This window comes from Rhodococcus mengyinensis (genome assembly GCF_048381435.1).
Lineage (GTDB): Bacteria > Actinomycetota > Actinomycetes > Mycobacteriales > Mycobacteriaceae > Rhodococcus_F > Rhodococcus_F opacus_D.
Genome location: NZ_JBLWIT010000080.1, coordinates 1 through 23,631, shown reverse-complemented (window position 1 = coordinate 23,631; position 23,631 = coordinate 1). Strand labels below are relative to the sequence as shown.

23 protein-coding genes are annotated in these 23,631 nt (G+C 63.0%); 12 read left to right on the top strand and 11 right to left on the bottom strand.

Annotation, left to right across the window (positions count from 1 at the left end):
• Position 1: 1 nt before the first annotated feature.
• Positions 2-911, bottom strand: a protein-coding gene (locus ACNJ7E_RS15255) for an IS5 family transposase (protein WP_418339763.1) whose coding sequence is annotated in 2 segments (ribosomal slippage) — positions 2-553 and positions 555-911 — 909 coding nt in all. Because the reading frame shifts where the segments join, the coding sequence is not laid out codon by codon here.
• A gap of 137 nt (positions 912-1,048) precedes the next feature.
• Here ACNJ7E_RS15255 and ACNJ7E_RS15250 point away from each other — a divergent pair.
• The 6 genes from ACNJ7E_RS15250 to ACNJ7E_RS15225 all read left to right on the top strand — a co-directional run bounded on the left by ACNJ7E_RS15250 (position 1,049) and on the right by ACNJ7E_RS15225 (position 6,074).
• On the top strand, positions 1,049-1,903 hold the full coding sequence (locus tag ACNJ7E_RS15250; protein ID WP_418340306.1) for an enoyl-CoA hydratase/isomerase family protein: 855 nt from the start codon (positions 1,049-1,051) through the stop codon (positions 1,901-1,903).
• Positions 1,900-2,226: a hypothetical protein gene (locus ACNJ7E_RS15245; protein WP_418340305.1), complete on the top strand. Its 327-nt coding sequence runs from the start codon at positions 1,900-1,902 to the stop codon at positions 2,224-2,226. Before ACNJ7E_RS15250 ends, ACNJ7E_RS15245 begins: the two co-directional genes overlap by 4 nt.
• 533 nt (positions 2,227-2,759) lie before the next feature.
• Complete coding sequence (locus tag ACNJ7E_RS15240; RefSeq protein ID WP_418340304.1) at positions 2,760-3,242, top strand: MarR family winged helix-turn-helix transcriptional regulator; 483 nt, start codon at positions 2,760-2,762, stop codon at positions 3,240-3,242.
• A 6-nt stretch (positions 3,243-3,248) separates the two neighbouring features.
• Positions 3,249-3,956, top strand: a complete 708-nt coding sequence (locus ACNJ7E_RS15235) for a type 1 glutamine amidotransferase domain-containing protein (RefSeq protein WP_418340303.1) — start codon at positions 3,249-3,251, stop codon at positions 3,954-3,956.
• Between the two features lie 659 nt (positions 3,957-4,615).
• Complete coding sequence (locus ACNJ7E_RS15230; protein WP_418340302.1) at positions 4,616-5,374, top strand: hypothetical protein; 759 nt, start codon at positions 4,616-4,618, stop codon at positions 5,372-5,374.
• 4 nt (positions 5,375-5,378) lie between these two features.
• Positions 5,379-6,074 carry a hypothetical protein gene (locus tag ACNJ7E_RS15225; protein WP_418340301.1) on the top strand — a complete coding sequence of 232 codons (696 nt, stop codon included), beginning with the start codon at positions 5,379-5,381 and terminating at the stop codon, positions 6,072-6,074.
• 133 nt (positions 6,075-6,207) lie between these two features.
• Here the strand turns inward: ACNJ7E_RS15225 and ACNJ7E_RS15220 are convergent, their stop codons facing one another.
• The 5 genes from ACNJ7E_RS15220 to ACNJ7E_RS15200 form a co-directional block, all read right to left on the bottom strand.
• Positions 6,208-6,417, bottom strand: a complete 210-nt coding sequence (locus ACNJ7E_RS15220) for a hypothetical protein (RefSeq protein ID WP_418340300.1) — start codon at positions 6,415-6,417, stop codon at positions 6,208-6,210.
• Positions 6,418-6,632: 215 nt separating this feature from the next.
• Positions 6,633-8,858 carry an AAA family ATPase gene (locus ACNJ7E_RS15215; protein WP_418340299.1) on the bottom strand — a complete coding sequence of 742 codons (2,226 nt, stop codon included), beginning with the start codon at positions 8,856-8,858 and terminating at the stop codon, positions 6,633-6,635.
• Positions 8,859-8,927: 69 nt separating this feature from the next.
• Complete coding sequence (locus ACNJ7E_RS15210) at positions 8,928-9,869, bottom strand: 3'-5' exonuclease (RefSeq protein WP_418340298.1); 942 nt, start codon at positions 9,867-9,869, stop codon at positions 8,928-8,930.
• Between the two features lie 14 nt (positions 9,870-9,883).
• On the bottom strand, positions 9,884-10,834 hold the full coding sequence (locus ACNJ7E_RS15205; protein ID WP_418340297.1) for an exonuclease domain-containing protein: 951 nt from the start codon (positions 10,832-10,834) through the stop codon (positions 9,884-9,886).
• Positions 10,831-11,418 (bottom strand): hypothetical protein, encoded by a 588-nt coding sequence (locus ACNJ7E_RS15200; RefSeq protein ID WP_418340296.1) that lies wholly within the window; start codon positions 11,416-11,418, stop codon positions 10,831-10,833. The genes ACNJ7E_RS15205 and ACNJ7E_RS15200 overlap by 4 nt, the downstream gene beginning before the upstream one ends.
• A gap of 222 nt (positions 11,419-11,640) precedes the next feature.
• On the opposite strand from ACNJ7E_RS15200, the gene ACNJ7E_RS15195 reads away from it, so the two are divergent.
• The 3 genes from ACNJ7E_RS15195 to ACNJ7E_RS15185 all read left to right on the top strand — a co-directional run bounded on the left by ACNJ7E_RS15195 (position 11,641) and on the right by ACNJ7E_RS15185 (position 15,288).
• Positions 11,641-12,834: a TerD family protein gene (locus ACNJ7E_RS15195; RefSeq protein ID WP_418340295.1), complete on the top strand. Its 1,194-nt coding sequence runs from the start codon at positions 11,641-11,643 to the stop codon at positions 12,832-12,834.
• Between the two features lie 357 nt (positions 12,835-13,191).
• The gene (locus ACNJ7E_RS15190) at positions 13,192-13,941 is read left to right on the top strand and encodes an HNH endonuclease (protein WP_418340294.1); all 750 of its coding nucleotides are present in this window, start codon (positions 13,192-13,194) and stop codon (positions 13,939-13,941) included.
• 417 nt (positions 13,942-14,358) lie between these two features.
• Positions 14,359-15,288, top strand: coding sequence for a Shedu immune nuclease family protein (locus ACNJ7E_RS15185; protein WP_418340293.1), 930 nt, complete (start codon positions 14,359-14,361; stop codon positions 15,286-15,288).
• A gap of 90 nt (positions 15,289-15,378) precedes the next feature.
• Here ACNJ7E_RS15185 and ACNJ7E_RS15180 read toward each other — a convergent pair whose 3' ends face one another.
• The 3 genes from ACNJ7E_RS15180 to ACNJ7E_RS15170 all read right to left on the bottom strand — a co-directional run bounded on the left by ACNJ7E_RS15180 (position 15,379) and on the right by ACNJ7E_RS15170 (position 20,284).
• The gene (locus ACNJ7E_RS15180) at positions 15,379-17,346 is read right to left on the bottom strand and encodes an SIR2 family protein (protein ID WP_418340292.1); all 1,968 of its coding nucleotides are present in this window, start codon (positions 17,344-17,346) and stop codon (positions 15,379-15,381) included.
• Positions 17,347-17,774: 428 nt separating this feature from the next.
• Positions 17,775-19,136: an SMODS domain-containing nucleotidyltransferase gene (locus tag ACNJ7E_RS15175; RefSeq protein ID WP_418340291.1), complete on the bottom strand. Its 1,362-nt coding sequence runs from the start codon at positions 19,134-19,136 to the stop codon at positions 17,775-17,777.
• Complete coding sequence (locus ACNJ7E_RS15170) at positions 19,136-20,284, bottom strand: SAVED domain-containing protein (RefSeq protein ID WP_418340290.1); 1,149 nt, start codon at positions 20,282-20,284, stop codon at positions 19,136-19,138. Before ACNJ7E_RS15170 ends, ACNJ7E_RS15175 begins: the two co-directional genes overlap by 1 nt.
• A 183-nt stretch (positions 20,285-20,467) precedes the next feature.
• On the opposite strand from ACNJ7E_RS15170, the gene ACNJ7E_RS15165 reads away from it, so the two are divergent.
• Positions 20,468-20,746, top strand: coding sequence for a MerR family transcriptional regulator (locus ACNJ7E_RS15165; RefSeq protein WP_418340289.1), 279 nt, complete (start codon positions 20,468-20,470; stop codon positions 20,744-20,746).
• Between the two features lie 189 nt (positions 20,747-20,935).
• Here the strand turns inward: ACNJ7E_RS15165 and ACNJ7E_RS15160 are convergent, their stop codons facing one another.
• Positions 20,936-21,295 carry a hypothetical protein gene (locus ACNJ7E_RS15160; protein WP_418340288.1) on the bottom strand — a complete coding sequence of 120 codons (360 nt, stop codon included), beginning with the start codon at positions 21,293-21,295 and terminating at the stop codon, positions 20,936-20,938.
• Positions 21,296-21,422: 127 nt separating this feature from the next.
• Between ACNJ7E_RS15160 and ACNJ7E_RS15155 the strand changes: the two genes are divergently transcribed.
• Both ACNJ7E_RS15155 and ACNJ7E_RS15150 read left to right on the top strand, forming a co-directional pair.
• Positions 21,423-21,662 carry a hypothetical protein gene (locus ACNJ7E_RS15155; protein WP_418340287.1) on the top strand — a complete coding sequence of 80 codons (240 nt, stop codon included), beginning with the start codon at positions 21,423-21,425 and terminating at the stop codon, positions 21,660-21,662.
• A gap of 76 nt (positions 21,663-21,738) precedes the next feature.
• Positions 21,739-22,395 carry a DUF6308 family protein gene (locus ACNJ7E_RS15150; protein WP_418340286.1) on the top strand — a complete coding sequence of 219 codons (657 nt, stop codon included), beginning with the start codon at positions 21,739-21,741 and terminating at the stop codon, positions 22,393-22,395.
• Positions 22,396-22,425: 30 nt separating this feature from the next.
• On the opposite strand, the gene ACNJ7E_RS15145 is transcribed toward ACNJ7E_RS15150, so the two are convergent.
• Complete coding sequence (locus tag ACNJ7E_RS15145) at positions 22,426-23,112, bottom strand: Clp protease N-terminal domain-containing protein (protein ID WP_418340285.1); 687 nt, start codon at positions 23,110-23,112, stop codon at positions 22,426-22,428.
• Positions 23,113-23,631: the final 519 nt, after the last annotated feature.

Here is a 23,631-nt window from a genome sequence, read left to right as displayed (position 1 = left end):
ACTAGGACATGTCTCCTAATAGTTTGAGCCACTCGACGATGCCGGCGAGCAGGAATCCGGCGCGGTAGGTGAGGGCGAGTTTGTCGTAGCGGGTGGCCACCGCACGCCACTGTTTCGCCTTGTTGAAGGCCCGTTCGACCACGTTGCGCCCCTTGTAGGACTCCGGGTCGAAGTTCGGTGGCCGCCCGCCCGCGCGGCCCTTGTTCACCCGGTTCGCTGCCTGATCGGTCTTCTCCGGGATTACCGCCTTGATGCCTCTGCTGCGCAGCAGTTCCCGGTTGGCCCGTGATGAGTACGCCTTGTCGGCCCGGACCTCGTCGGGGCGCGTGCGGTGCGCTCCGCCGGCGAGCCGCGGGACGCAAATACCCTCCAGCACGTGGGCGAACATCGGACTGTCACCGGCTTGGCCGGGGCCGACCAGCACCGACAGTGGGCGCCCGTGACCGTCGCACGCCAGGTGCGCCTTGCTGGTCAACCCGCCCCTCGACCGGCCGATGCCGTGATCGGCAGGCTCGTCACGCAGGTTCGTGTAATTCGGTAGATCCCCCTGTGTGGCGGGCGGCGTTCGCGCCGTGCTGATGGACACGGACCACCGTGGAATCGACCGATACCGCCCAGTCCAGGTTCCCGCCGGCGTCGGCCATCGCGACCAGGGCTGTCAGCACCCGATCCCAGGTTCCGTCTCCGGCGTAGCGGCGATGCCGCTTCCACACCGTCTTCCAGGGCCCGAAATGCGACGGGAGATCCCGCCAGGGCACCCCGGTCCGCAGTCGATACAGCATCCCCTCGACCACCACACGATTGTTCCGGAACTTCCGCCCCCGGAGCCCATCGGAACTGGGCAAGAGCAGCGCGAGCAACTCCCACTGCTTGTCCGTCAACACCTCAAACCGATCAACAACGTCTGCCACACCGAAGATTCTGCAGCACAACACCACAAATCATTGGGAGACACACCCTAGCGCGATGGGACGGGTAACCCGCTGAGGTGACCGATTCGGAGCCTCGCGTCGCGAGCAGGACGTCGACACTGTCCTTGCGTCGCAGAATGCGTGATCAGAACACTTACCAGGAGAGGCGAATGACACCAAGGCCGACCGCCGACGATCAGAGGAAAAGTCGTCAACCTGCGAAAGCGGAGTTGCAAACGAACAGCACCACCAGTGGAATCGTCACCATTACGATCGACCGGCCCCACCGCCGCAACGCCCTCACCGTCGAACTTCTGGCCGCGCTCGCCTCTGAGGTGGAAAGTGCTGCCGGACAAAACGGCACCCGAGTGGTTGTTCTGACTGGCGTGGGAACAAGCTTCTCGGCGGGCAGTGATCTTCGGGCACACGCCGAACCAACCGCGTGGTCCCGAACGTACGCGCACGCCATCGGCGCGATCGAGGCCGCATCGGTTCCGGTCGTAGCCAGGGTCAACGGACACGCATTCGGCGGCGCTCTCGGACTTGTCGCGGCATGCGATTACGTCGTGGTCGTCGACTCCGCTCGACTGTGCTATGCAGAGGCGCGTTACGGAACAGTGCCAACCCTGGCCGCGGCACCTGCGCTGCGGCGACTGCGCCCAGCAGATGCATCGGACCTCTTTTTGAGGGGACGCGAGTTCGACGGAATAAAAGCCGCCGCACTAGGTTTGGCGAATCGCAGTGTGCCCGCCGGCGACCTCGACGATGCCGTCACTGAGTATGTCGCGGATATCCTGCAGTGCGGCCCAGAAGCCGTCGGCACCATCAAGATGATGCTGCGCACGCTACCGACGCTGAAGCCTGCCGAATCACCGATCTGGTTGCACAACCTCACCGAGCAGGTTGCAGCTTCCGCGGAGGCGGCCGAGGGCCGTGCGGCATTCGCGGCTCATCGACCACCGAAATGGATCGACATGAAGGGAACGAGATGAGAGTAGTAATCGACGCAACGGCAACGCAATTGGAAGCCGAGGACGTCGCGAATCTGAAGCGGCTCGACGTTGTGATCGTGCAGCCGGCAACGGAGGTCGCAGGATTCCTCGATTCCCACGACAGCTGGGTGGACGGTCCGCACGTGTGGTTGGCCGTCGAGGTCCTACGTGGGCTGGGGGCCGTCGACGCGGACGGTGACGGATGGTTGGATGATTTCGAGCAGATGATAAGTTTCGCCGCAGACCACGGCTGGACGACCCCCACCCGATCGCATGTCCGAGCTCACATCGTCGACGTCGAGGTTGATGGCCGAGAACGCTGATCGTCGAGTCGACGCGGCGGCGGATTGCCGCGCCCGGCACTCCCCGCTGCGAGGGCCAGCGGCCCTCGACGGCATGACTGCTGTCATAACGGAAGCATCGCACAACATGCGAAGGCATGACACGCCCTTATGCTCGGCGACGGACAATTTCGCTCCAGGCGCGGGCCACACGGCATCCAGGAGAACTGCCCCGCGCTGGTCTGAAATCTGCACAGATCGCCGGCTGCAGTCCCGATAGCAAGCGGAAGCTCGCACATCGCTCGATTCAGCGTGAAACCGCAGGAGGTGAACTGCCGCAACCGCCTACGCGATGGACGACGAATCCGCACTCTGGATTGCAGGCGTCGCAAGACTCGACGAACCATCGCCCGCTCGCGACGCGGTGTCATCCCACACGGCCTCGCGGTCAGTCCACAGATAGCGAGGTGGGGAGTTCGGACACGGAGCTCATGTGGGAGGTAACTATTGCTGTACAACTAAATTGATTCATAACTTAGTTGTACAGCATATGATTATTAGATAGGCTGAACCCCGTGCTGAATGAAGCAGTGGACGAAAGGGACTGTGACCTCGGGTGGTCGGTCGCTATGTTGATGCGCGATTACAAGACCTTGGTGGAGCCCGTGGTGGCGGACTTGCCGCGCGGTTCTCGTGGCTTCCAGCTGCTGTATACCGTGGCGCGCAAACGCATTCGCACACAAGTCCAGCTCGCGGACTATCTGGGAGTGGATCGGTCGGTGATCCCATACGTGATCGACGACCTCGTCGATGCGGGCCTGGTGGATCGTCAACCCGATCCTGCTGACCGCCGGGTCCGCACGGTGGTCGTGACGGCTGCCGGATCGGAGCGGTTGCAGCAGCTGGAGGCGCGGATCGCCGAAGCTGAGACCATTGTCCTCGGCGCCCTTGCAGCGGGCGAGCAGGAACAGTTCCGCTCGCTGCTGAGCAGAGTCGCACGCCAGGCGCGGGACCACACCACACCGTTCAGCGCCCCACCATTTTCTGAAGAGATCTGATTGGAAATGGAGTACAGCATGGCTACAAACAAGATTCTGATCATCGTCACCAACATCGGAGAGTACGAGAAGGTTGGCTATCGCACCGGACTGTGGCTCGGTGAACTGACGCACTTCTACGATTACGTCACCGACCACGGTTACGCCGTCGACATCGCCAGTCCCTCGGGCGGTTACGTGCCGATCGACCCCGAGAGCCTGGCGCACGAGGTGCTCGGTGAGCTCGGCACCGACAAGCGCTACCACGACCGCGAATTCATGAAGCTCCTCGAGAACACGACGAAGGCGACCGCCCTCGACGTCGATGATTACGACGCGATCTACTTCACCGGCGGCCACGGCGTGATGTTCGATTTCCGCGGTGACGCTCTCGGTGCGCTGACCGCACGCTTCTACGACACCGGCCGCATCGTCTCTGCCGTCTGCCACGGACCGGCCGGCCTTCTCAACGTCCCGCTGAGCACCGGAGACCCATTAGTCAAAGGCAAGAATGTCACCGGGTTCTCCTGGCCGGAGGAAGAAGCGGCACAACGCGCCGATGCCGTTCCATTCAGCCTGCAAGACGAGCTGAAAGAGCTTGGCGCAAACTACAGCATCGCCGACAAGCCCTTCGACCCCTACGTCGTAGAAGACGGACGGTTGATCACCGGCCAGAACCCGGGAAGCGCTCGGCCCGTCGCCGAAGCACTGGTGACGAAGCTGCAATCACAATGACCACCCCAGGCAACGCGCCGGATCCCGCGCAGACACTGCGCGGGATCCGCTGGTCGAGTTCGCCGCAGGAGGACTGCCGCTGCGCGAGGGTGGAAGCCAGCCCGCGGTGCCCAACTTGATGACCTGCCAGAGTCGACCGATATCATGCAACGCTGAGTTCCAGGAGCGATGCCGAGAACGGGGGCTGACCAAACTCCCGGCACTCAGATAGGTGTTTGGAAGCGAGTGGGAGACATCTCGACGAGTGGTCGCCCCACTACGGCAAATTCGTGGATGAACGGCGGGCATCCCGGCGGCTCCTGCCTTGTCGATTCTCGCGCAGAAGTGGATTGGGTGCAGCGGTTCCGGTCCAGTGCAAGTTCGCGGTTCGGATGCGGCGGGAACCTGTGATGCCGCAGTGGGTGGGCGTGGGCGCAGGTAGGGCAAGTGCGCACGACGGACGCTGGGGCTTCGCGGGTACGGACGAGGTGACCGTCGATCCCCGCCCCGCCCTTCCGTGCCCATTCGCTCGGGGCAGGACCAGCCGGCGAGGACGGTGACGGGAGTCGGTGGCATGCTCACTGGCGCCTGTTTGGGCCGCTGGTCTCGGGCATCGACGGATCGACCGCTCGGAGGTACGATAGGTACGTAGTTGTGGCAAACGTACCTGGGAGGGTTGGATGAGTGCCGAAGCGTTCTCCTCGGGGCCTGTTCCTGGGATCGATCCGGTGGTGGTGGCGCGGATGTCCGAGTCGATCCGTGTCGAGGGGCTCGAGCGGGCGTTGGGTACGTATTTCGCGGAGTTCCGCCTCGCCCTGGTCCAGGCAAGCGGCAAGACGCCGGAGTCCGGGCCCGGCCCGGCCCGGGCGGGGCGGGCCGGGCCCGAACTGACATCGCTGGGGGCCGAGGAGGCTGGCGGGGACGTGGTCACGGCGCTCACCCGGTTTTCCGCGGCCGCGCTGTCGCAGACGGAGCGGTTGCAGCTCGCGCAGTCGCTGATCGCGACCGTCACCGACACCGACACCGACACCGATGACACTGGGCCGCGGGCCTCGGCCCGCCGGTCGGTCCTCGACGCTCTTGAGGTGATCGACTCCAAGGAGGTCGCGACGATCCTGGCGCCGACCAGTGAGCCGATCCGCAGCGTCGCACAGAAACGGCGGAAGGCGGGGGAGTTGATCGGGTTGCCGATCGGCGCCCGCCCGGATTACCGGTACCCGCTGTTCCAGTTCGACCGGGACCGGCACCAGATTTATGACCTGGTGAAGTACGCGAACCGGCGACTCGCGGTGGCGGAGGACCCGTACGGTGCGGCGTCGTGGTGGCTGACCGCCACCGAGATCCTCGACGGCCGCAGCCCCCTTGAGGACCTCGAGGCCGGCGAGCTGACCGAGATCGCGATCGACAATGTCCTCGACGTGGCACGCCGGGGCATGTGAGCGGGTGCGAACGTACAACGGCGCACCCGCGCACACCGACACCATTGCGGCCGGCACCGAGTTGTGGCGGATCCACCGCACCGACAGCCCCTTCCCGCCGAACAGCTTCAACTCCGCCGCCATCGCCCCGCTCGAGGACGGCGTGACGATCAACACCCGCACCACGCGGGTATCGCGGCAGGGCCGGTTCGACCCGGTCGACGACGACCGTGTCTGCCCGGGCGGATCACTGCTGGGTGGCTACCTGTACGTCGGGTTGTCGGTGGGTGCGGTGGTCGCTGAGGGGATCCTACGCGGCACCGACATCCCCAAGACCGGAATGCTCTCCTGCACAGCGCTCGCCGAGGTGTCGCTCACCCGCATGGTGGCGGGTGAGGACATCACGGTCGCGGTCCTCGACACCCAGGCCGGGTTGGCGGCGATCAACCAGGACGGCTCGCTGGCCGGGTGCACGTGGCGGGACTACCGGGATTCTCGCATCACCTGCACGAACGTCCTGCTCGGCACCCCGACCGCATCTGGGGTGCGGTATCGGTGCCGCCACGGGCAGGACGAGCGTGCCGTCATGCTGGTCGAGCGGGGCGCACCACCGGAGATCACCATCGACGCCACGGGTGATCTCGCCGACCGGGGATGGGCGCGTGATCTTGTCATCGACTCCCTCCTCGACGACTTCGGTCTTGTCGTGGATGTCCCGTAACCGGCGTCCGCAGACCAGTGTTTCGAATGAGAAGATGCGGGCATAGTTGTGGGGCGGCGACGTCGTCGAACCACGCGGTGCTTCGTTCAGGGCATGGTAACGAGAACTATGACGGCGGTCAGCACGACGGCGATCAGTTCGATGGCCCCCAGGACCAGAGCGGCAGCGGCGAGCCGGAGCCGGTTTCGTGTTCGCGTCCGCCGGTCTCTACGTAACCGATTGCGCCGAATACCAATGCGGGGATGAATAACCCCGTCAGGGCGCAGAACAATCCCACGATCGCGCATACGTTGGTGCGCTCGGGCACCTCGATACCGAGGTCGGTCTCGTCGGATGCCACCACGGGCAATTCCTCTCGTTGATTGGTCAGCAGAGCGCTTGGTCAAGCGATTAAGCCTGGAAAGCAAGCGGGCACAATGTGTGCGCTGCAATTGGCACCGAAGCCGCCGCGGAGGGAGGTGTTCATCGTGTCGTCGTTATTGGTCCTCTCCGGTCCCGGTTGGACCGGGACCGGAGACGTAGATGTCCGACGCATCCGGGACGTTTCAGTTGCGTTAGTCAGTTTTGTGAGGGCGCGGTCACTTCCGCGGTTGTAGGAGCAATGAAGGGCGGGGGGATGATGACCCGTTCGATCGGTGCGTCTTCGGTGCTGTCGCTGGGGATCGACTTAGTGGGGGATTCGGTGAAGATGCTGCTGAACAAGGTGGTGAGTTCATCGATGATGACGTCCGCTTGGTCTCCCAGCACCGCTCGGTAAGACATCAGGTCTGGTACGTCTGCGCAGAACTCGAGTGCGTGCTCGACCTTCTTCGAGCGGCCGTCGTCACCGCAGTACGCCTCGAGGTCTCCGCGGGCCAGGACATGGACGTTTTCGCCGCGCAGGGCGTCCAGGAGCTCACGCTTGCCTGAGGTGATGTCCGGGTCGGTTCCCGTGAGGGCGTCAAGTCTTTCGTCTTTGCGGTGCGATGTGAAGAAGCCGTCCATGGCCTCGCGTAGCGCCGCCCAGGCTTCGTTGTCCTGTGCCCCACTGTCGAAGACCTCCTTGGCCTTGGTCCAGTTGCTTCGGGCGTCTCCGCGGCCGGCAAGACTCTTGGCTGCACCCGACCCGATCGCAGGGCCGGGTGTGGGCAGACTGCGGTCGACGGCCGACATCAACGACTGCTTGATCGCGGTGATCTCGTTCGTTGTGGTGAGCTTGTCGAATCCGCCGATGAGGGCGTCGAGATCGCAGACTACGTGCACTGGGATGCCGAAGTGGCTGAAGAAGATGCGGTACTTCTCGATGTTGCCCTTCCCACCGATTTGGGCGAACGCGATGTTGCGGTCGATGTGGTTCCACGCCGGGTCGAGCAAGCGGGCGAGGTGGGGGAGCACAACGGCGTCGCTATCACCCTCGACGAGCACGACCGCTCGTGCGAAGAAGGCGATTTCGTTGTGCTCGTGGCGGATGATCTGGAAGGCATCGCGAACTGATATCGAAGTTCCCAGATTGACCGGGGTGATTTCGGTGTGGGGCGTGTTCTTAGCCTCGGAGACCTTGCGGAGTTTGGTGAAGGTTTTCGTCTCGGGGCTGAAGAAGACCGGGGAATGGGTTGTCACGAGGACACTGTGATCCTTGGCGAACGCTTCGAGCGCTTGGAAGAGCTGCCGCTGGGCCCACGGATACAGGTACAGTTCCGGCTCCTCGAACAACAGCAGGTAGCTGGGACTGGTCGTCTGCTTCCGTCGGCTCGCTCCGAGCCCTTCGTGCCGCAGCACGTTATACGCACGCAGAATCGCGAAGGTCACGGCCCGCTTCAGCCCGTCACCCTTGCTGGCGATGGAGCCTTCGTGGCCGTCGTTTGCGGTCAGTTCGGCGCCGGCGACGATGGTCTTGATCTCGGGGATCGGGACGGTCATCCTCAGGTCGATGTCCGGGAAGCTCTCTCGGACGAATCCTTCGATGGTGCGCTCGATCTTCTTGACCTGGTCGAGGCGATCGTCGGTAGCGTTGCCGGTCGCGTCGAATACTCTACTGAGCTTTCGCTGGATGTCCGAGAATTGTTCCTCGATGTCCTCAAACTGATCAGAGACCTCGGTGAGCAGGATCTTGAGCAGTTTGCCGAAGGTGGCTGTATCGCTCGTTTTCAGTTCGGCGGCAACGTCTTTGACCGATTCGATGTAGAGCGGTTCGGGGAGAAAGGCTTTGATTGCGGCATCGATTCCGGTGCCGAGTGGTTCGTCCCGAAGCATCTTCTTTTCGGGGGGAAGGTCCGCGACGATCTTGTCGCGAGCTTCACGAACGTCTGATTGTGCCGGTTTGTCGTCGAGGAAGGGGGCGAGTTCCGGAATCAACTCGACGACTGCCTTCCGAAGAACCTCGTTCTTCTTCCCCCTCATGACGGGGTTGAGTTGCTCATCCGTGAACCGATCGTCGGCGGGCCCGAGCTTGAGAATCTTCAGCGACGATTTGCCCCCTTCGGGTGGAACGATACGCACCAAGGTAATCGTGTGGTCGGTGATGTCCGCTTCGAAACTCGACCGGTGTGATTCGGAGAGCCGTGCCAGGTCCTCATCGCTGATCTCGCTGATCGTCAATTCGATACGGATGGGCAACATTGGGTCGTGGTGGTCGTGGATGTCGACCTTCCGGGGTGTGTTCCCGGTGAGGACGAGGTGCAGTGCGTGCAGGACCGAGGACTTGCCGGCATTGTTCTCGCCGATCAGGCATCCGAAGGTCGACAGGGGAAGGGTGATGTCCTTCAGTGCACGAAAGTTTTCGATGCGGATTTTCTCGAGTTGCAAGGCCTGTCTTTCAGCTCGGGCGCGCAGGGTGCGCACGTTGAATGATTCACCGCGACAATCTGTTCGGGTTCACAGTGTGGATGTGATCTTGAGGAATTCGAGTTCGGTGAGGACGTCGATTCGTCTGCCGGCGGTCCGCGCGAGATGGGCGGCGTGCAACCGCTGGTTATCGGCGGTGGTGCTCGCGCGGGAGCCGAGGATGAGTAGGTCGGTGGATGTGGTGACCTGGGTGACGGTGGCACTGAACTGGGCGGCGAGTGCGGTGGCTGTGGCGCGGGTGAGGGTGGTCATGCGACTGATGAGGACGGCGCTGCGACCGGCGAGGATTCCGGCGGCCGTGGTCCCGGTCAGGGTGAGGGTGCCGATACGCCGGCCCGGGTCGGCGTTGGCGAGACCGGTGACGGGCAGTCGATCGGTGTTGAGGGGTTCGAGCGGCCTACCGGCGTGGGCGGCGAGTTCGGCCAGGCTGTGGTGGGAGCCATTCGCATGGTTCAGTGCGATCAGGATTTGTGCGCACGCCAGTGCGTCGTGCCCGGCGTCATGGTGGTGGCGCAGCTCGACACCGAAGAACGTGCTGAGGGTGGGCAGCTGGTGGTTGGGCAGCTCAGGGTGCAGGGCACGACTCCACAGCATCGTGCACCCGGTCTCGAGTTGGGGAAGCGGCAAGTTGCTGAGTGCACACGCCTGCCGCAGTGCACTGACGTCGAAGCTCCTGTTCTGGGCGACCACTGGCAGATCGCCCATGAACTGGGCGACGGCCGGCCAGATCTGCTCGAACCGGGGTTCGTTCGTGACGTGATCGGCGGTGATGCCGTGGGTCCTGATCTGCACAGGCTCGAAGGTGTCGACACCGGCGGGTGGGCGGCACAGCCAGGTGCGGGTGTCGACGATTCGGGCGTCGATGACGATGGTGACGCCGATCGCGCAGATGCTGCCGCGGGCGCGGTTCGCGGTTTCGACGTCGAGGGCGGCGAATGACAACGCCGACGTCGTGATCTGGGGTGCCGACATCAACTGCTCGCCTGTCACAGGGCGGCGGGGTCGATGTCGAGGAGCCTGAGGAAGTCGTCCTCGCAGAAGACTTCGATGCTCTGGCCCTTGCCCCTCAGATCGAGGGCCCTGAGCGCCTTCTTCGTGGTGAAGTCTTCGAGGGAGTTGCCGGTGAACCCGTCACCGATGACCAGCATGGTGGTCTTCTTGTTCACGCCCTTCGGCTGTGGGTTCGCACCCAGGGATGCGAGGAGCGTGCAGACGGGTTCACGGGTGAACGCGGTCAGACCGCCGGTGAAGCTCACCCATTCGCCGAAGAGGGGATGGTTCGGATCGGCTTCGGTGTTGGTGTCGGGAATGTCGAAGCCGGAGCCGATTGCGGTGCTGCGGCGGCGGATGACCATGCCGTTGAGGCCGTCCGGCCCGAAGCGGCCGGGACGGGTGCGCGCCGCTTCGCACAGATCCGTCACGTTGTCCGCGCCCGCTGTCTCGGCCAAGGCTTGAACGAGGTGCGCGGCCATCGTGGCGTCGTTCGCGGCCTGGTGGTGACCGGTGGCATCGAATCCGAAGTGTTCGGCGATGAACGGCAACCGGTGGCTGACAAGGTCGAGGAGTCGTCGCGACAGGGTGAGGCTGCACGCGGTGACCAGGTCGGGTATCGGAACGCCGGATAGGTGGCTGGCGGCGTGCAGGTGCCCGAAGTCGAAGTTCGCGTTGTGCGCGTACACCGGCCGGTCACCGATCCACGCGAACATCTCACGCAAGCATTCGCCGACCTCGGGGCTGGCGGCGACGTCGGCGGCGGTGATCCCGTGGACCTTGGTGTTGTACCAGTGAAACCCGCCCGTCTGCACCGGCGGGCGGCACCGCCAGCTACGGACAACCGTGATCGCGCCGGCCTCGACGATCGTCAGACCGATCTCGCAGATGCTGCCCTTGGTCGAGTTCGCTGTCTCGACATCAACGACCGCGTAATCCTCGATCACGCCGGCGTTCCCACGGTTACCAGCGGCAGCGGACGAAGTTCGTCCCCGCCGAGGGGTTTGAGGAAGGGACGTTGGACGCGTTGCTTTTCGACCTGCTCCCAAGCGTTCGCGAGCTTCTCGAACCCGCGGGCCAGCGGGTATGTCTGACCGGTGCGTTCATCGCTGCTCGGATACATCGGAACTGAGGCAGCCGTTCCGTAGGGGTCCGGTACCTCGGGCCAGTCCGGGGCGGTGAGCTTCGTGCGAGAACCCGCAGCGTGGGTGTCGAATGCGTCCTGCAGCTTGGTGATCTCGGTGCGCGCACTGTCGACGGTCCTGGCGACATCGACGATGCCCAGATTCGGGATCTCGAGTCGCTCGAGCAGATCGGTGTTGCTGGCCAGCACGATGAAACGATCCGCGATCAGCGAGCGCACCTTGCCGGGATCGAGCTCGTCGAGGGAGTAGCCCCAGGCCCCCGCCATGCGGGGCATGGGAGCGCCCACTGCGGCGGTGTGCCCCACGTCCACATGCCAGATGCCGATGCGCCCGATAGCGCCGACCTCGTCGATGACGGCGATGGGCTTGAAGTAGCTGGTCGGCATGCGCGCATACCCCTTCTGGGCAAGGACTGGACATAACGGACTGTAGTTCACGATTCGACTACCGCCCGGCGCACACGCGGGTACGTGGTGCGTGTCGGAATCCTGGTGAGACCTGCACGGGCCGTGTGTCATTCAGATGAATGACAAGGGTGGGTGATAGCGGGCTCGGCTGCCCAGATGGCGATGTCCCCCGACGCTATGGCTGCCTGCTGATAGGAGGCCATGGGAAGTGGTGTCGATAGAGTGCCGGAGGATCGAACGGATCTCCTCGCGGCGAGAGTAGAACCAAGCCGGGGACGGGTGCGTCGATGGGTGGCCCGGCCATGGGTGGTGGATGATGCGCGCATGGTCGAGTTGAGCAAGGGCGCGAACATCTGGTTGGTGGAACGCGACGTCACGATCGGTGTCGAGTTCCCTGCCGACGCGGCCAATGTGGACTTGTTTTCGGTGTTGGTGCGTGCGGACGGGTCCGCTGTATCCGATCTGGACCTGGTGTTCTTCAACCAGCCAAGCTCACTCTGCGGTGCAGTGACCCTGGCAGAGGTAGCCACGGTGCAGGTGCGCCTGGATTCCGTTCCGGCGGAGGTGGCGACGATCGTCATCGCGGCCGCCCTCGACGACCTCACTACGGGCACCTTCGAGTCCTGTGGCCCAGGGGAGGTGACCGTGCGCTCGGCCGCGGGAATTCTTGCCACTCACACGATCGTCGGCCTGACCGACGAGAGATGCGTAGTGCTCGTTGAGATCTACCGCCGCTACGAGCAGTGGAAGATCCGTGCGGTATGCCAGGGCTGGGTCAACGGGATCGCCGACCTGATCGAGAGCTACGGAATCGTCGTCGACGGTCCCGAACCCGAGTCAACAGTGGCGCCGAAAGGGGACGTCATCGTTGTCCCTGACGAGTTCGGCGCAGAGCCGATCGGCTCGGGCGAGCACGCGTGGCGTAAGAAGCTGGCCGAGCGGCCACTGGACCGCTTCGAGGAACTACATGCAGCGGAGTACGGGCAGGGTCTGGTCCGCGGCACCCACTTCCTGAAGTGGAGCGACGAGGTCGCCCGCCTTAAGCGCGAGGGGCACCTGCAGGAGGCTCTGACCGTGCTGCTCGAGATCCTCGATGCCTCCGAACGGGTCCAGGCGCAGGAACGTGCCAATGCCCCTGCGCGCGCCGAGTGGTTCCAGAAGTTCGGACAGGATGTGGTGGTGCGGGAGACGCCGCCGGGCTGGACGGAGAAACGCGGCGATCGTGCTCCGCAAGCTCGGCGATCTCGAGGGGGAGATCGCGATCATCGACCGCTGGCTGGCACATGCCGGCGATCCGGCGCACTGGGTGGGTGCAAGCCATGCCAGATTGCTCGCACGCCGAGACAAAGCACGAGCACTGCTCGCGAAGCGGCGCCGATGACCGGATACACCTGAAAACTAGTCAGTCACAGTCCGCTGTCGCGCGCACCGGCACCTCGGACCGAGTATGCCGCCGGACGAGACGGACCCCAGTCACGCCGAACTAATGCTGGCACTTGAACCAAGATACGTGCAGCACCCTCCCCGCACGCCTGACCAGGTCAGATGAGAAGATCTGCGATGTGAGTCGGTCAGAAGGATGTGCCCGGTGCGGGCAGCCCACGCGAATGTGGCGGCGGCACTGCGAGAGTTGCAAGCCGTTCGTTCAGCAGGTCCTGCAGCAGTATGTCGATTCGGCGCGCGGCATCCTGGCCACCGCTGGTCCGATGGGGCAAGAATGGACCGACCTCCACACCTGGCTGGACGGGGCGCATGTCCCTCGGGAAGACGATCAAACCCGACGCGATCGAATGGCTACGCAGGTACGCGGCGTTCGCGCACAGCGAAGGCGTCATCACCGACGACGAACTCGAGACATTTCGTCGTGCCACCCAGGTCCTCGGTCTGTCCGTCGGCGACGTCGCCGCTCTCGACACCGAACTAGTCCGTCAGCACATGCTGACCCGCATCCTCTCAGGTCAGCTGCCCTCAGTCCCCGCACCGGCGCTGCATCTGCCGCTCGATGAGCAGTGCTACCTGCTGGCGCCGGCCACGAGGTGGCGGGATTTGAAGTCCGGACCACAGCCCACGCAGGGGCAACTCGTAGTCACCAACCGCAAGATCAGGTTCGTAGCCTTGCAGCACGGGGGCGAGGTACCCCTGTCGAAGCTGCACCGAGTCAGCTGGGTGGGGCGTGACAGTATCGCCCTCGACGCGACCAATCGATCGATGACGGGTCGATTCGCGGTTCACGACCCGGAGTACGCGGCAACCATCATCGATACCGCCCTACGCGTCGACCGCAGGGTCTTACTGAATAATGACGGCGCATCACGATCGATCCCTCAACATGTGAAGGCAGCTGTGTGGCAGCGCGATCAGGGACGTTGCTGCGAATGCGGCGCCAACTCCTATCTCGAGTTCGACCACATCATTCCCTTCTCTCTCGGGGGTGAGAGCACCGTCGACAACCTCCAGTTGTTGTGCCTGAGATGCAACCGGGCAAAAGGAGCACGCCCGTAGCCTGAGACGCGGAGCAACTCGCCCCGGGCGTCCTGGCAACGGAGCGAGGGAAAGTACCAATCGCTGGTGTTGCGGAATGAGCTCATCGGTCAGGGAGGTGGAATATGCGGTTCCCGGCTCGCCCCCGCGAGTATGGCGGAGCGCAGAATCAGTTGATGTAGACCTGCGACGGTGAATTTCCGGAAGCGTGCCAGCTGCTCCAGTGGGGCAATCCCGGGCCGCGCTGGGTGAGGCGGTCGAGGAGAGTGTTGCCCCGATAACAGAGGCATTGCTGAACTAGCGCAGGGTCGAGCCCGTGGGTGACGGCGCATGACATTCGACCCATCACATAAGGCGGCCGTGTGCCGAGTGATCGGGGGACGCGCGATTAGGAGCGGACCTTAAGCTCGCCGACGAATTGCCCTCTAGTCTTATGCGATGGCCCCGACTGGCAGCGAAACGGCATCTGCATCTACTCTCACGCCCGACCGCGATCCAGACCGTCCGCCGGCATTGGACTGGATGACATATTCCGATGCCGCAATGTCTGACTGGTACCGACTACTTAGTTCTGATCCTGATGAGTTGGCAGTTCAGGCTTTCCTTGAGCGTCATCCGGCGATGATCCCCGGTGGTAGCGGGGACATCGGTCCGGGTGGCCATCATGGTTCGGAAATGTCTGCTGTCTTCCGTGAGCCCGAACTCACGGGTGCGGGGCGCGAGTTTGAGCCTGATTTCATGTGGGTTACCCGTGCGTCTGGGCTGATCACTCCCGTGTTGATCGAGATCGAAAGACCATCTAAACGCTGGTTCAAGGGAAATGGGCGACCCACCGCGGAGTTTCGTGACGCGCATGACCAATTGAACGACTGGCGGTCATGGTTCTCGATCGACGAGAATCGTGCGCTCTTTCGTCGAAAGTACCTGTTCTTCGACCGATATGAGAACCGACCGCTAGAGCCGCAGTATGTACTAATCTACGGGCGGCAGTCGGAATTTGAGCATGGTGGTGGTCATGAAGATCCAGATTCGCTGCGGCACAAGCGGGACACCCAGCGCTGCGAGGACGAGTCGTTCATGACCTTCGACTCGTTGCGTCCGCGGTATGACCACGGCGTGTCAATGACGCTTAGCATGACCGCTAAGGGGCCGCGACCCTTTGCCTTTTCGCCGACGTACAGAACGGATACCGAGACTGGCGAAGGTGCGCTTCTTCTCGGAGACCCATCAGAAGCGCTGGCGCGGTCTGTGATGATGTCGGACGAGAGGAAAGGGTATGTCGCCCAGCGTTGGCGGTATTGGCAGCACATCGAGAGCCAAGAAAGGCGGAAGCGAACAAGCATGGTTCGTCAGTTCGGTTACGAGTAAGGGCGTTTCGAACCTTCTGCCAGTTCTTCCCAGACCATCACACATCAGCTGTTGCGGTTCATGAGGTTGATGAGACCCTCGACTGAAATTTCACTGATCTTTCACTGGGATGTCGAGCCAGATGTCGTCGGGTTCTCGAGACGTACCCATGGTGCGGGACGCTCTCAGATGCTCCTGGGCCTGCAAGCCGAGTCGGTGTTGAACTGCTTGGAGAGCGGCGAGGAGTTCGTCGCTGGTCTTCGCGATGCCAGCGAGTCTGAGGGGGTGCCGATCGAAGTCGGTCTCGACTTCGCGTTGCAGTTGTTCGAGTAGGGGGCTGATCCATCGAGGATTGCCGTCCCAACTGTCCGTCATGAGGATGTGGGGGCGTCCGGCGTTGACCATTCGAGACAGGCTGCCGAGTGCTTTGTCAACGTTCTCCCACGCGCCGGGTTTCGCATTCCAAGCGGCGTCGGCAATCGGTTTCTGTGTCTGGTCGTCGCCAGCGTCTTCGATCTGCTTCACGTAGTGGTCGTACATTCTCTTGTGGGAGTGGTACTCGGTGAACTGGGCATCGAACTCGGGGTGTGCGAGTAGGACTGCAGTCAGTCGAAGGATCTCGAACTGCTGCCAGGTGATGTCGAGGCTATCGTGGGTGAGGGCAAGCGCCTGGGCGAGGACAGGTTCGAGTTGTTCTCGGTGGCGACGTTCGGACTGTGCGATGTGCCGATAGGCGCTGCCGGCGGAGAGGACTTCCATGAGGGGGTCCTGTTTTCCACTGGTGTAGATGCTTGGTGTAGTGAGCCGGATGAGGGTCTGGAGGGTGTCGTACCGGTGAGCTGCGAGCGCGCCGATCCCGGCGGCGTAGAGAAGCCGAGTACCAACGAGTCGGCGCGCTTCGAGAAATGCCGTTGACCCCGATGCTCTTGTCGTTCGGGCGAATCGCTCGATCTCGGAGGTCCACCAGCGATCGGTATCGGCGGCGCCCCAGTAGGCGAGGACGGCGACGAGGGCAGAAGCCACTGCGCTCGCTTCCTCCACGCGCGCGACGAGCAGAGGATATTCCCCGCCCTGGCCCTCTGTGCGGGTCCAATCGTCGAGGGAGTGTATGCGCTGGAACTCGGCTTGAAGCCGGTCGTGCAGCGCGATCGAGGTGTGCTGACCCGACATCTCACGTTTGGCCGTCTCGACGGCGATGGGGAGGGTCATCGGGTTTCGTGCGCGGCGGGTTGCGAGTGATTCGACCGCGTCCGCCATGTGGCCGAACGCCTCATCGGCTGTTGCTCTGACTGGAATTCCGCCCAGTCGCTTGAGCAGTTCGGTGGCCTTCGCTTTTGGATTGGCAGGATCGATCCATGTGGCGGTGTATCGATGTGGGTAGTTCGAATCGATGATTTCGCGTAGCGCGGTGTCGTATTCGGCGGACCAGCCGACGATGATCATCCCGTACTCGCGGACGATCTGTCCGTCTAGACTACGCAGGTTTGAGGGGTAGGCGGAGAGTTCTTCTACAGTGTTACGCAGCGACGAGGCATCTTGGTACTCGCCGTGCAGGTGAATGATGCAGTTCCGCACTGTGTGCAGTGGTTCGATCGCGATGGCTTGTGCATCGGTGGCGACAATCAGCGGTTCGACCCCCACGTCTCTGAGCGCCTGCTCGAAGAGGCGATCAAAGTTCATGGTGACAACGATGCGGATCGCCCCGGTCTTCATCAGCCGAGCGGCCGCGCGATGTGCCTCTGTGGGCTCAGGGAGTTCGCCGCCTGGTTCGAAATATTCGCGGAGGACCGTTCCACGTTCAGTGGGGGTGGGACCGAGCTTTTCGAGTACCCCTTCGTAGGTCGGCTGGCTGGAGAATCTTTTCCGGTACCAGTCCTCGGCGTCCTTCTGTTCGATAATGTCGCCGTCGATCCCAGCTGCACGCACGATCAGGTCGGTGAACACTTCCCAGGCCACGGGGACAGCGCCGTAGGAGATACCGGCGCCAGCCAGAATCGCATACGCGCCGGGGTTGGCGTGAAGAGAGAAGGCAAGCGGCAGCAGCGCCTCGGCAATGCCCAGATCTGGATCAGCGTTCACGTGATGGAGCGTAGACGTTGGGACCCGGGACTGATGCGTTTGACATGATGTTCGATGGGTGGGTCCGGGGCTGAAGCATCTATTGCACGTGGCCACGCCCATCCGATGCGCGGGTTTGTTGGACTCATGATTCGAAGTGGGCGCGGCCGCAGTGAGACACGTTGGCTTCCTTTTGTGGATATGGCTGATTGCGGTGAAATCTGAAGGCCGCAGGTGTCATCCGCGGAGGGCGGCAGCCTATTGGGACTTGAGGTCGCCGGACTGGATCCGCTCGCCTCCAGGATGGCTCCGTGGGTCCTGGAAGCGCCCTCTGATGTAATCGAGGATCGGCCGCATGAAGGTCATCAAGCTCATCGCCCGCAAACTTCCCGTAGTACCCGATCGCCGGCTTCGGTGGTGAGTAGCCCGTCCGTGACTGACTGCGAGAACTACTCGATGACGACCTCGTGATGGTCACTGGCAACAACGATGCCATCAACGACGATGTAGACTTCGATGAAGTGTCTACCAGGATAGAGCGTTCGTTCGACCCGGCGGTGCTGATCGCGATTCGGTGCGATTAGCTCGCCGCGAAGCTGGCCGACGGCCTCGGCTACCTCACCGTGGTTGCGGACCTTCCAGATCACCTCGTATGGCTTTGGAGCATCCGTTCGCACTCGAAAGTCCAACTGGAGTCCGCGGCGGAGCTTCCTTCCGGAACGGATGGTCTTGGCGAGGGCTCCGTAGAGCTCGGACGTTTTGCCTACGATTGTGGCGGTGTAGCGCGGCGAGAACGCAAACCCCTTCTCCTCGATGAACTGCTCATTTGGAGCGCGCACTACCAGCGCTTTGTTGTCGCTGTGCATGTTGCGCCCGGAAGCCAGGATCGCGGACTTCGCCAGAGTGACATCCGAGGCCACGAACTCGGATCCGAAGAGTTTTTGCCACGCCTTGATCGAGAGCTCTTCGTCCTCTTCGCTGTGCGCTTCACGAGCCCACTCCGCGTACCGCTTGATCTGGGCTTTGAAGTTGGTGTACTTCTCCTCAGTCCAACGGTGATTGAACGAGCTTCCGGGGCAACTCGGATCATCGAGCAGCGGCATGGCGGGGTAGAGGTCGAGATAGGTGTCCAGATCGTTGAGGATCGCGACGAAGGTGGTAGGGATGTCGCTGTATCGGGCGGCGAGATCATACGGTTGGATCCGTCCGCCGACGAGCGTCGTGAGGATTACGGATTTGCAGTCGAATGTGTTTTTGTAGTCCCGCAGGTACTTCAATAGGCGGAGTACTTTGCGTAGGTTGCCGCCGGTGAGGTCGTCTCGTTCTTTCATCCACTCAGTGAAGCCCGCTGGATTGGTGTCTTCGAACGTAGCGTCGGCGTAGTTCACGACGACCTCACGACCGTTCGCGAGAGTCAGATGAGGCACGACATCGACATGGCACTCGTTGGCGTAGTCGATCCTCACACAGCGGTTCTTCTTCTTGACCTTCGGTGCGTACGTGGTGTGCCGCTTGAACGCCGCCCGGAGCTCGCGCAAGTACGCTCCAGGATCTTCCGACCAGTCGTCGTTTTCTTCGAGGTGGAGCAGAAAGTCTGCGTCGAATTGGTCGTAAGGGCCGACCGGGTTGATGATCGTTTCGTGGGCCCACGAGCCTTGACGAATGTGTTCCTTGTACATCGGGCCGATGATCGAGTCTTTCTGCAGGGCATTGACGATGGCCTGCACGTGAGAGTCGAGTTGTGTCAGCTTCCATGGTTTCAGGTTCACAGTGCTTTCGAGGAATGCCTCGAAATGTGCGTTGGTGTTCATCAGACCTCCAGTGCCTTCTCGTAGCCGTGTTCAGTCCGGTCGTAGAGCGCCACGACAGGACGCAGAGCACGTGCCTTCAGGGATCGACCGAAGGTCACACCCGCGGAGATGGGCAACCCACCGAAGACATGGACAGTGGTTGCTTCTCCATGATCCGCCTCAAGCATCGAGAAGAATTTACGAACCTCCTTCTCGAACTCGACGAGCGTTTCGGGATGGTCAATCACCCCTTCATGTGCGAGAGGACCGTCCGCATGTAATGTGTAGGTTGTCAAGCCCCGCAACTGTTTCGGAAGTTGTTCAGGTGCGGTTGTCCCCGAAAGGTTGGTGATCAGGGAGATGTCCGCGCAACCCGCGTCGCCCACAGTCGTGAGGTCGGTGGAGAACGTCGTCGGGGTGCCATCGGCCGGCCATACCCACTCGTTGCCAGGACGGTGCAGCTGGTAGGTGTCGGTATCGATGCCGTCGTCCAAGGCCACGCCGAGGTAGACGAGCGGCGGGAGGCGCGCAATTGCGAATACACTTAAATGACTGATTTGGCCACGCTCGATCGCGTCCGCCAGTCGATTCTTGATAGCGAGATCGATCTTCTTCGCCGCCATTGTGTAGTAGCCGTTTGTCGGCTGTCCTTCTTCGGGCAGAGCCGTAAGGTCGATATCGAACCCGCGACCACTGCCGCTGTCGTCCAAACGGGGGAACCGGTGGCCGCAGTGGATGATCGCGGTGGTCGCTGCGTCGGCGTCGACCACCATCGCGCTGTCCCGTAAGTAACCGTGGACTCGGAGCATGACGGTTCGCCGGTCGGAGACCAAGCCAGTCAGATGAAGGATCTCGTCTTCATGCGCCTTCTTGAGCTCGCGAAGGAGATCAACAGTCATCGTCTCAGCGACAATCTGCTTGTCAATCTCGGTGTGACAGTTGGCACATGCAAGCATGAGGTTGTTGTGAGTATCCCGCCGATCCTCGGCGAATGCTGCATCAGCCCGAGGCGCATTTTCTCCGCTCGAATGTGCAACGATATGGGCTGCTTCGCCGAGTGGCACGAACTTCGCGGTGAGTTTGCCCTCGAGGAGATATGCCTTGCATAAGCTGCATCGCCCGCCAGCTCTCACCCACAGTATGCGCCGATCAAGATCGCCAATGCTCACCAAAGCACTTCCTGTCGCACGTTTGCCTAGAACTTGCTGATGCACGTTCCAGGAGAATCTACAGGTCCAGTCCGACACGCGAAGTCGGCACCTACTCGCCCGCAACGCCGGCGAATAGGCCCGTCACGATCATGTAGACATCGCAGCGGGGCCGCGCGCTCGGAACTCGGCCACGCCGAGGTCGTGTTCACCATTCCCGCCGAATCGGTGCGGCAGGCCACCTCGACGGCCCTGGCGGTCCTGGGGACCTACCCGTGGCCGTTGCGGTCGCTGCGAGTGCTGAGCACCGCCGATTTCGATCGCCTCACCGACGCCATGGACCTCCCGCCGCTGGTGTCGGTGCAGGAGGCCGCCGACGGGCTCGGCATCACCCGTCAGGGCGTACTGAAGGCCATCAAGGGCAAGGTGCTGCCGGCCACCCGTCCCTGTTGTACGTGGTGGCGATGCGTTCATCTGTGGTGAAGGTAATGACGACTTGGCCGGCCTCGGCGGCAATGGTCAGTAGTTCGAGCCGTAGCTGGCGGCCGACCGGCGGCCGCTGGGGTGTGATTGCGGGCCATCGGAAGTGGTTGTGGAAGGTCACCGCGCCGCCCCGGCGGACGTAGACGGTGAGCGCCGCCCCGACTGTGCTGGTGCCGTTCGTCAGCCACATCACCCGAAACCGTGCCGCCACCGGGTGACGGGGTAGGCGCGGGATCGCGTCGCCAGTGCCAGACCGTAGACGACGTACACGAATATCCCGACCAGCATGAGTGCGATCGCCACGAGCAACACCATCAGGACGTCATCGAGCGCGCCGATGGCCAGTGCCGCCGCGATGGCGAGGAGCATCGTCAGTGCCAGAGCCTCCCACCAGCGAGCCTGGTGCGGGCGCCTGAAGTGGCCAAGCTGCAGACGCGCCGCGGCACGAACTCCGGGGGCCGGGCGGCGGGTTCGCAGCCCTCCAGCGGTCCATGCCGTCGAAGAAGCCAGTGGTGGTGCACTCGCCTTCAGGCCATCCTTTGCGCGCATCGATCACCGCGCATTCCTATCACTGAACTGGGCAGATGACACGTCCCTATGACGGCCGAAGGGCCACGCCCACAACGCGATACTGTCCACACAACGTCCAGTCAGCTCAGACAATGGGGGAGACGCCATGACCGATGCAGCAACCACGCCGCCGCTCGGGAAGATCCTGACCGCCGACGAGATCGCCCGGTTCGCGGCCCGCGTCGCATACCCCACCAGCCCGGTGGTGCTGGTGGACGAGGAACTCGCCCGGACCGCCCCGGCGCGGGCCTACGGTGATTGGCTCGACGCGCTCGGCCTGCCGGACCTGGCGGAGAAGGCCCGCACGCTTCTGCCGGAAACCGCCGGCGGCCGACACTGCCCCTGATTCCGGGCCCGGCGCGTAGCGACCACCTCGGCTCGGTTCCCGGTCGCCGGCACCTGGGGGTGAGAGGGTGCGGGGTATGACATTGCGGCTGCCGACCACCCTCGCGACCGACTCGGACGCTGCGGCGATCGCGGCGCTGACGAAGTACTACGGCCGCCCGTACCTGGGCGACGACGCCTACGTCGGCGCGCACTTCGACTCCTGGTCCAGCACCGGCGACCGGGCCGGGGAGGCGCGGTTCACCGCGGACGACCTGGTCGCGGTGACGTTCCTGTCGGTACAGATCCCACCGAAGGCGGCGCGGGCGATCCTGCACACCGAGGCGGAGGCGCTGAACGCCCTTCTGACGGCGATAGGCCCGGATCGGGACCTGGTCGACGAACCGGACCCGCTCGCCCCGGGGTGGCCCGCCTGGGACCTGGAGACCGCCCTCTGGGCGCTGCCGGGCATCGCCCAGACGAAGGCGACGAAGCTGATCGCCCGCAAACGTCCCCGGCTGTACCCGATCTGGGATTCGGTGGTCAGTGAGGTCCTGGGCACCGAGCGAGCACATCTGAACCCGGTCCGGGAGGCCCTCCGTGCCGACGACGGAGCGTTGCACCACCGGTTGCTGTCGATCCGGGAGGAGGCCGGCCTCCCCGACGAGATCTCCGCTCTGCGCGTCTTCGATGTCATCGCGTGGATGGACGGCAAGAACCGCCGCCTGGGCGAGCCCTCTGACCTGGAAAGGTGACACGTCCCGGTGTCCTCGCGTGAGTGGGGTTTATGGTTGGACGACGGGCTGCAGGATCCGCATCGAAAAATCATCTGAACTGGTCTTATGACACGTCCCGGATGATCCGTTATCTGCGACTGAGCCTGCTATTCGGGTTGTTCGAGGGCGTCGGTGATGCGGTCGTGGATCGGAGGTTTCGAGGTTCTGACCGGCGGTGCGGGCGGCAGCGTGGGCGCGGGTGTATTCGTCGTCGCTGAGCCGGATGGGGATGCGGTGGGCGGGGCCGGGAGTGGGCTGCTGGGCCAGTTCGCGTCTGAGGTGCTCACGCATTTCGCCGATGCTGAGGGTTACAAGGTCGGTGAGGATCTGAGCGCCGGTGGAGGCGGGGTCGTCGAGCAGGGCCAGGAGCAGATGGTCGGTGCCGATCTCCTCGTGCCCGAGCAGGGCGGTCTGGCGCAGGCTGCCCTCGAGGACCTTCTTCGTCTTCGGGGTGAACGGGATGTGCCCAACCGCCGGAGCGGAGCCTGCCGGTGCGCTGACACCTTCGAGCTTGCTCTCGAGGGCCGGCGCGGTGACACCCCATGAGGTCAGCGCCGCCGCTCCGGGGCTGCCAGCGTCGAAGATCCCGACGGGCAGGTGTTCGGTGCCGACGGAGTTCTGGTGGTGGGTGCGGGCGGCGCCGGCGGCGAGGACGACCACTTGACGGGCTTGATCGGAGAATCTCTCGAACACCATGACGTACTTCCTCCCCATGCGTCGCCGCGAGCGACGCGATTCACTGCTGAATTCTCTGCTGCCCATTCTGGGCGGTGTGTAGGTGGTTATGGGTGGGATCGGCGCGACCTCGGCACTCGCGGGCGTAATGGTGCTGTGACTTGGTGTGATGACATGTCCCCGGTTTGTGATGTGGGGGTGCCGGTGACGTGTTCGGGGGAGTGTCGGCGCCGGGGTGTCGGCGGCTGCTCGGGTGCCTGTTTCGTCCGGTTTTGAGTCGTTTTGAAAGACGTTGATTTGCAACATGTTTCGGTAATTAGTTGGTGAGTAGGTCTTTACATTTTTTGTGCACAAACCTCAGCTTGTAAGGTTCATAAGTTGTTGTTGATCAACAGATTTGGATGATTTTAGGGTTTTCGATATTTGGGGTTGTGGTGGGGGTGGGTGGTATGCTGTGGGGATGACATGGAGCGGCACAGGAAGGCGAGTGGGCGGCGGGTCGGGCGCACCACCCCGTCTCCCAGCCTCCGTTCGGCTGTG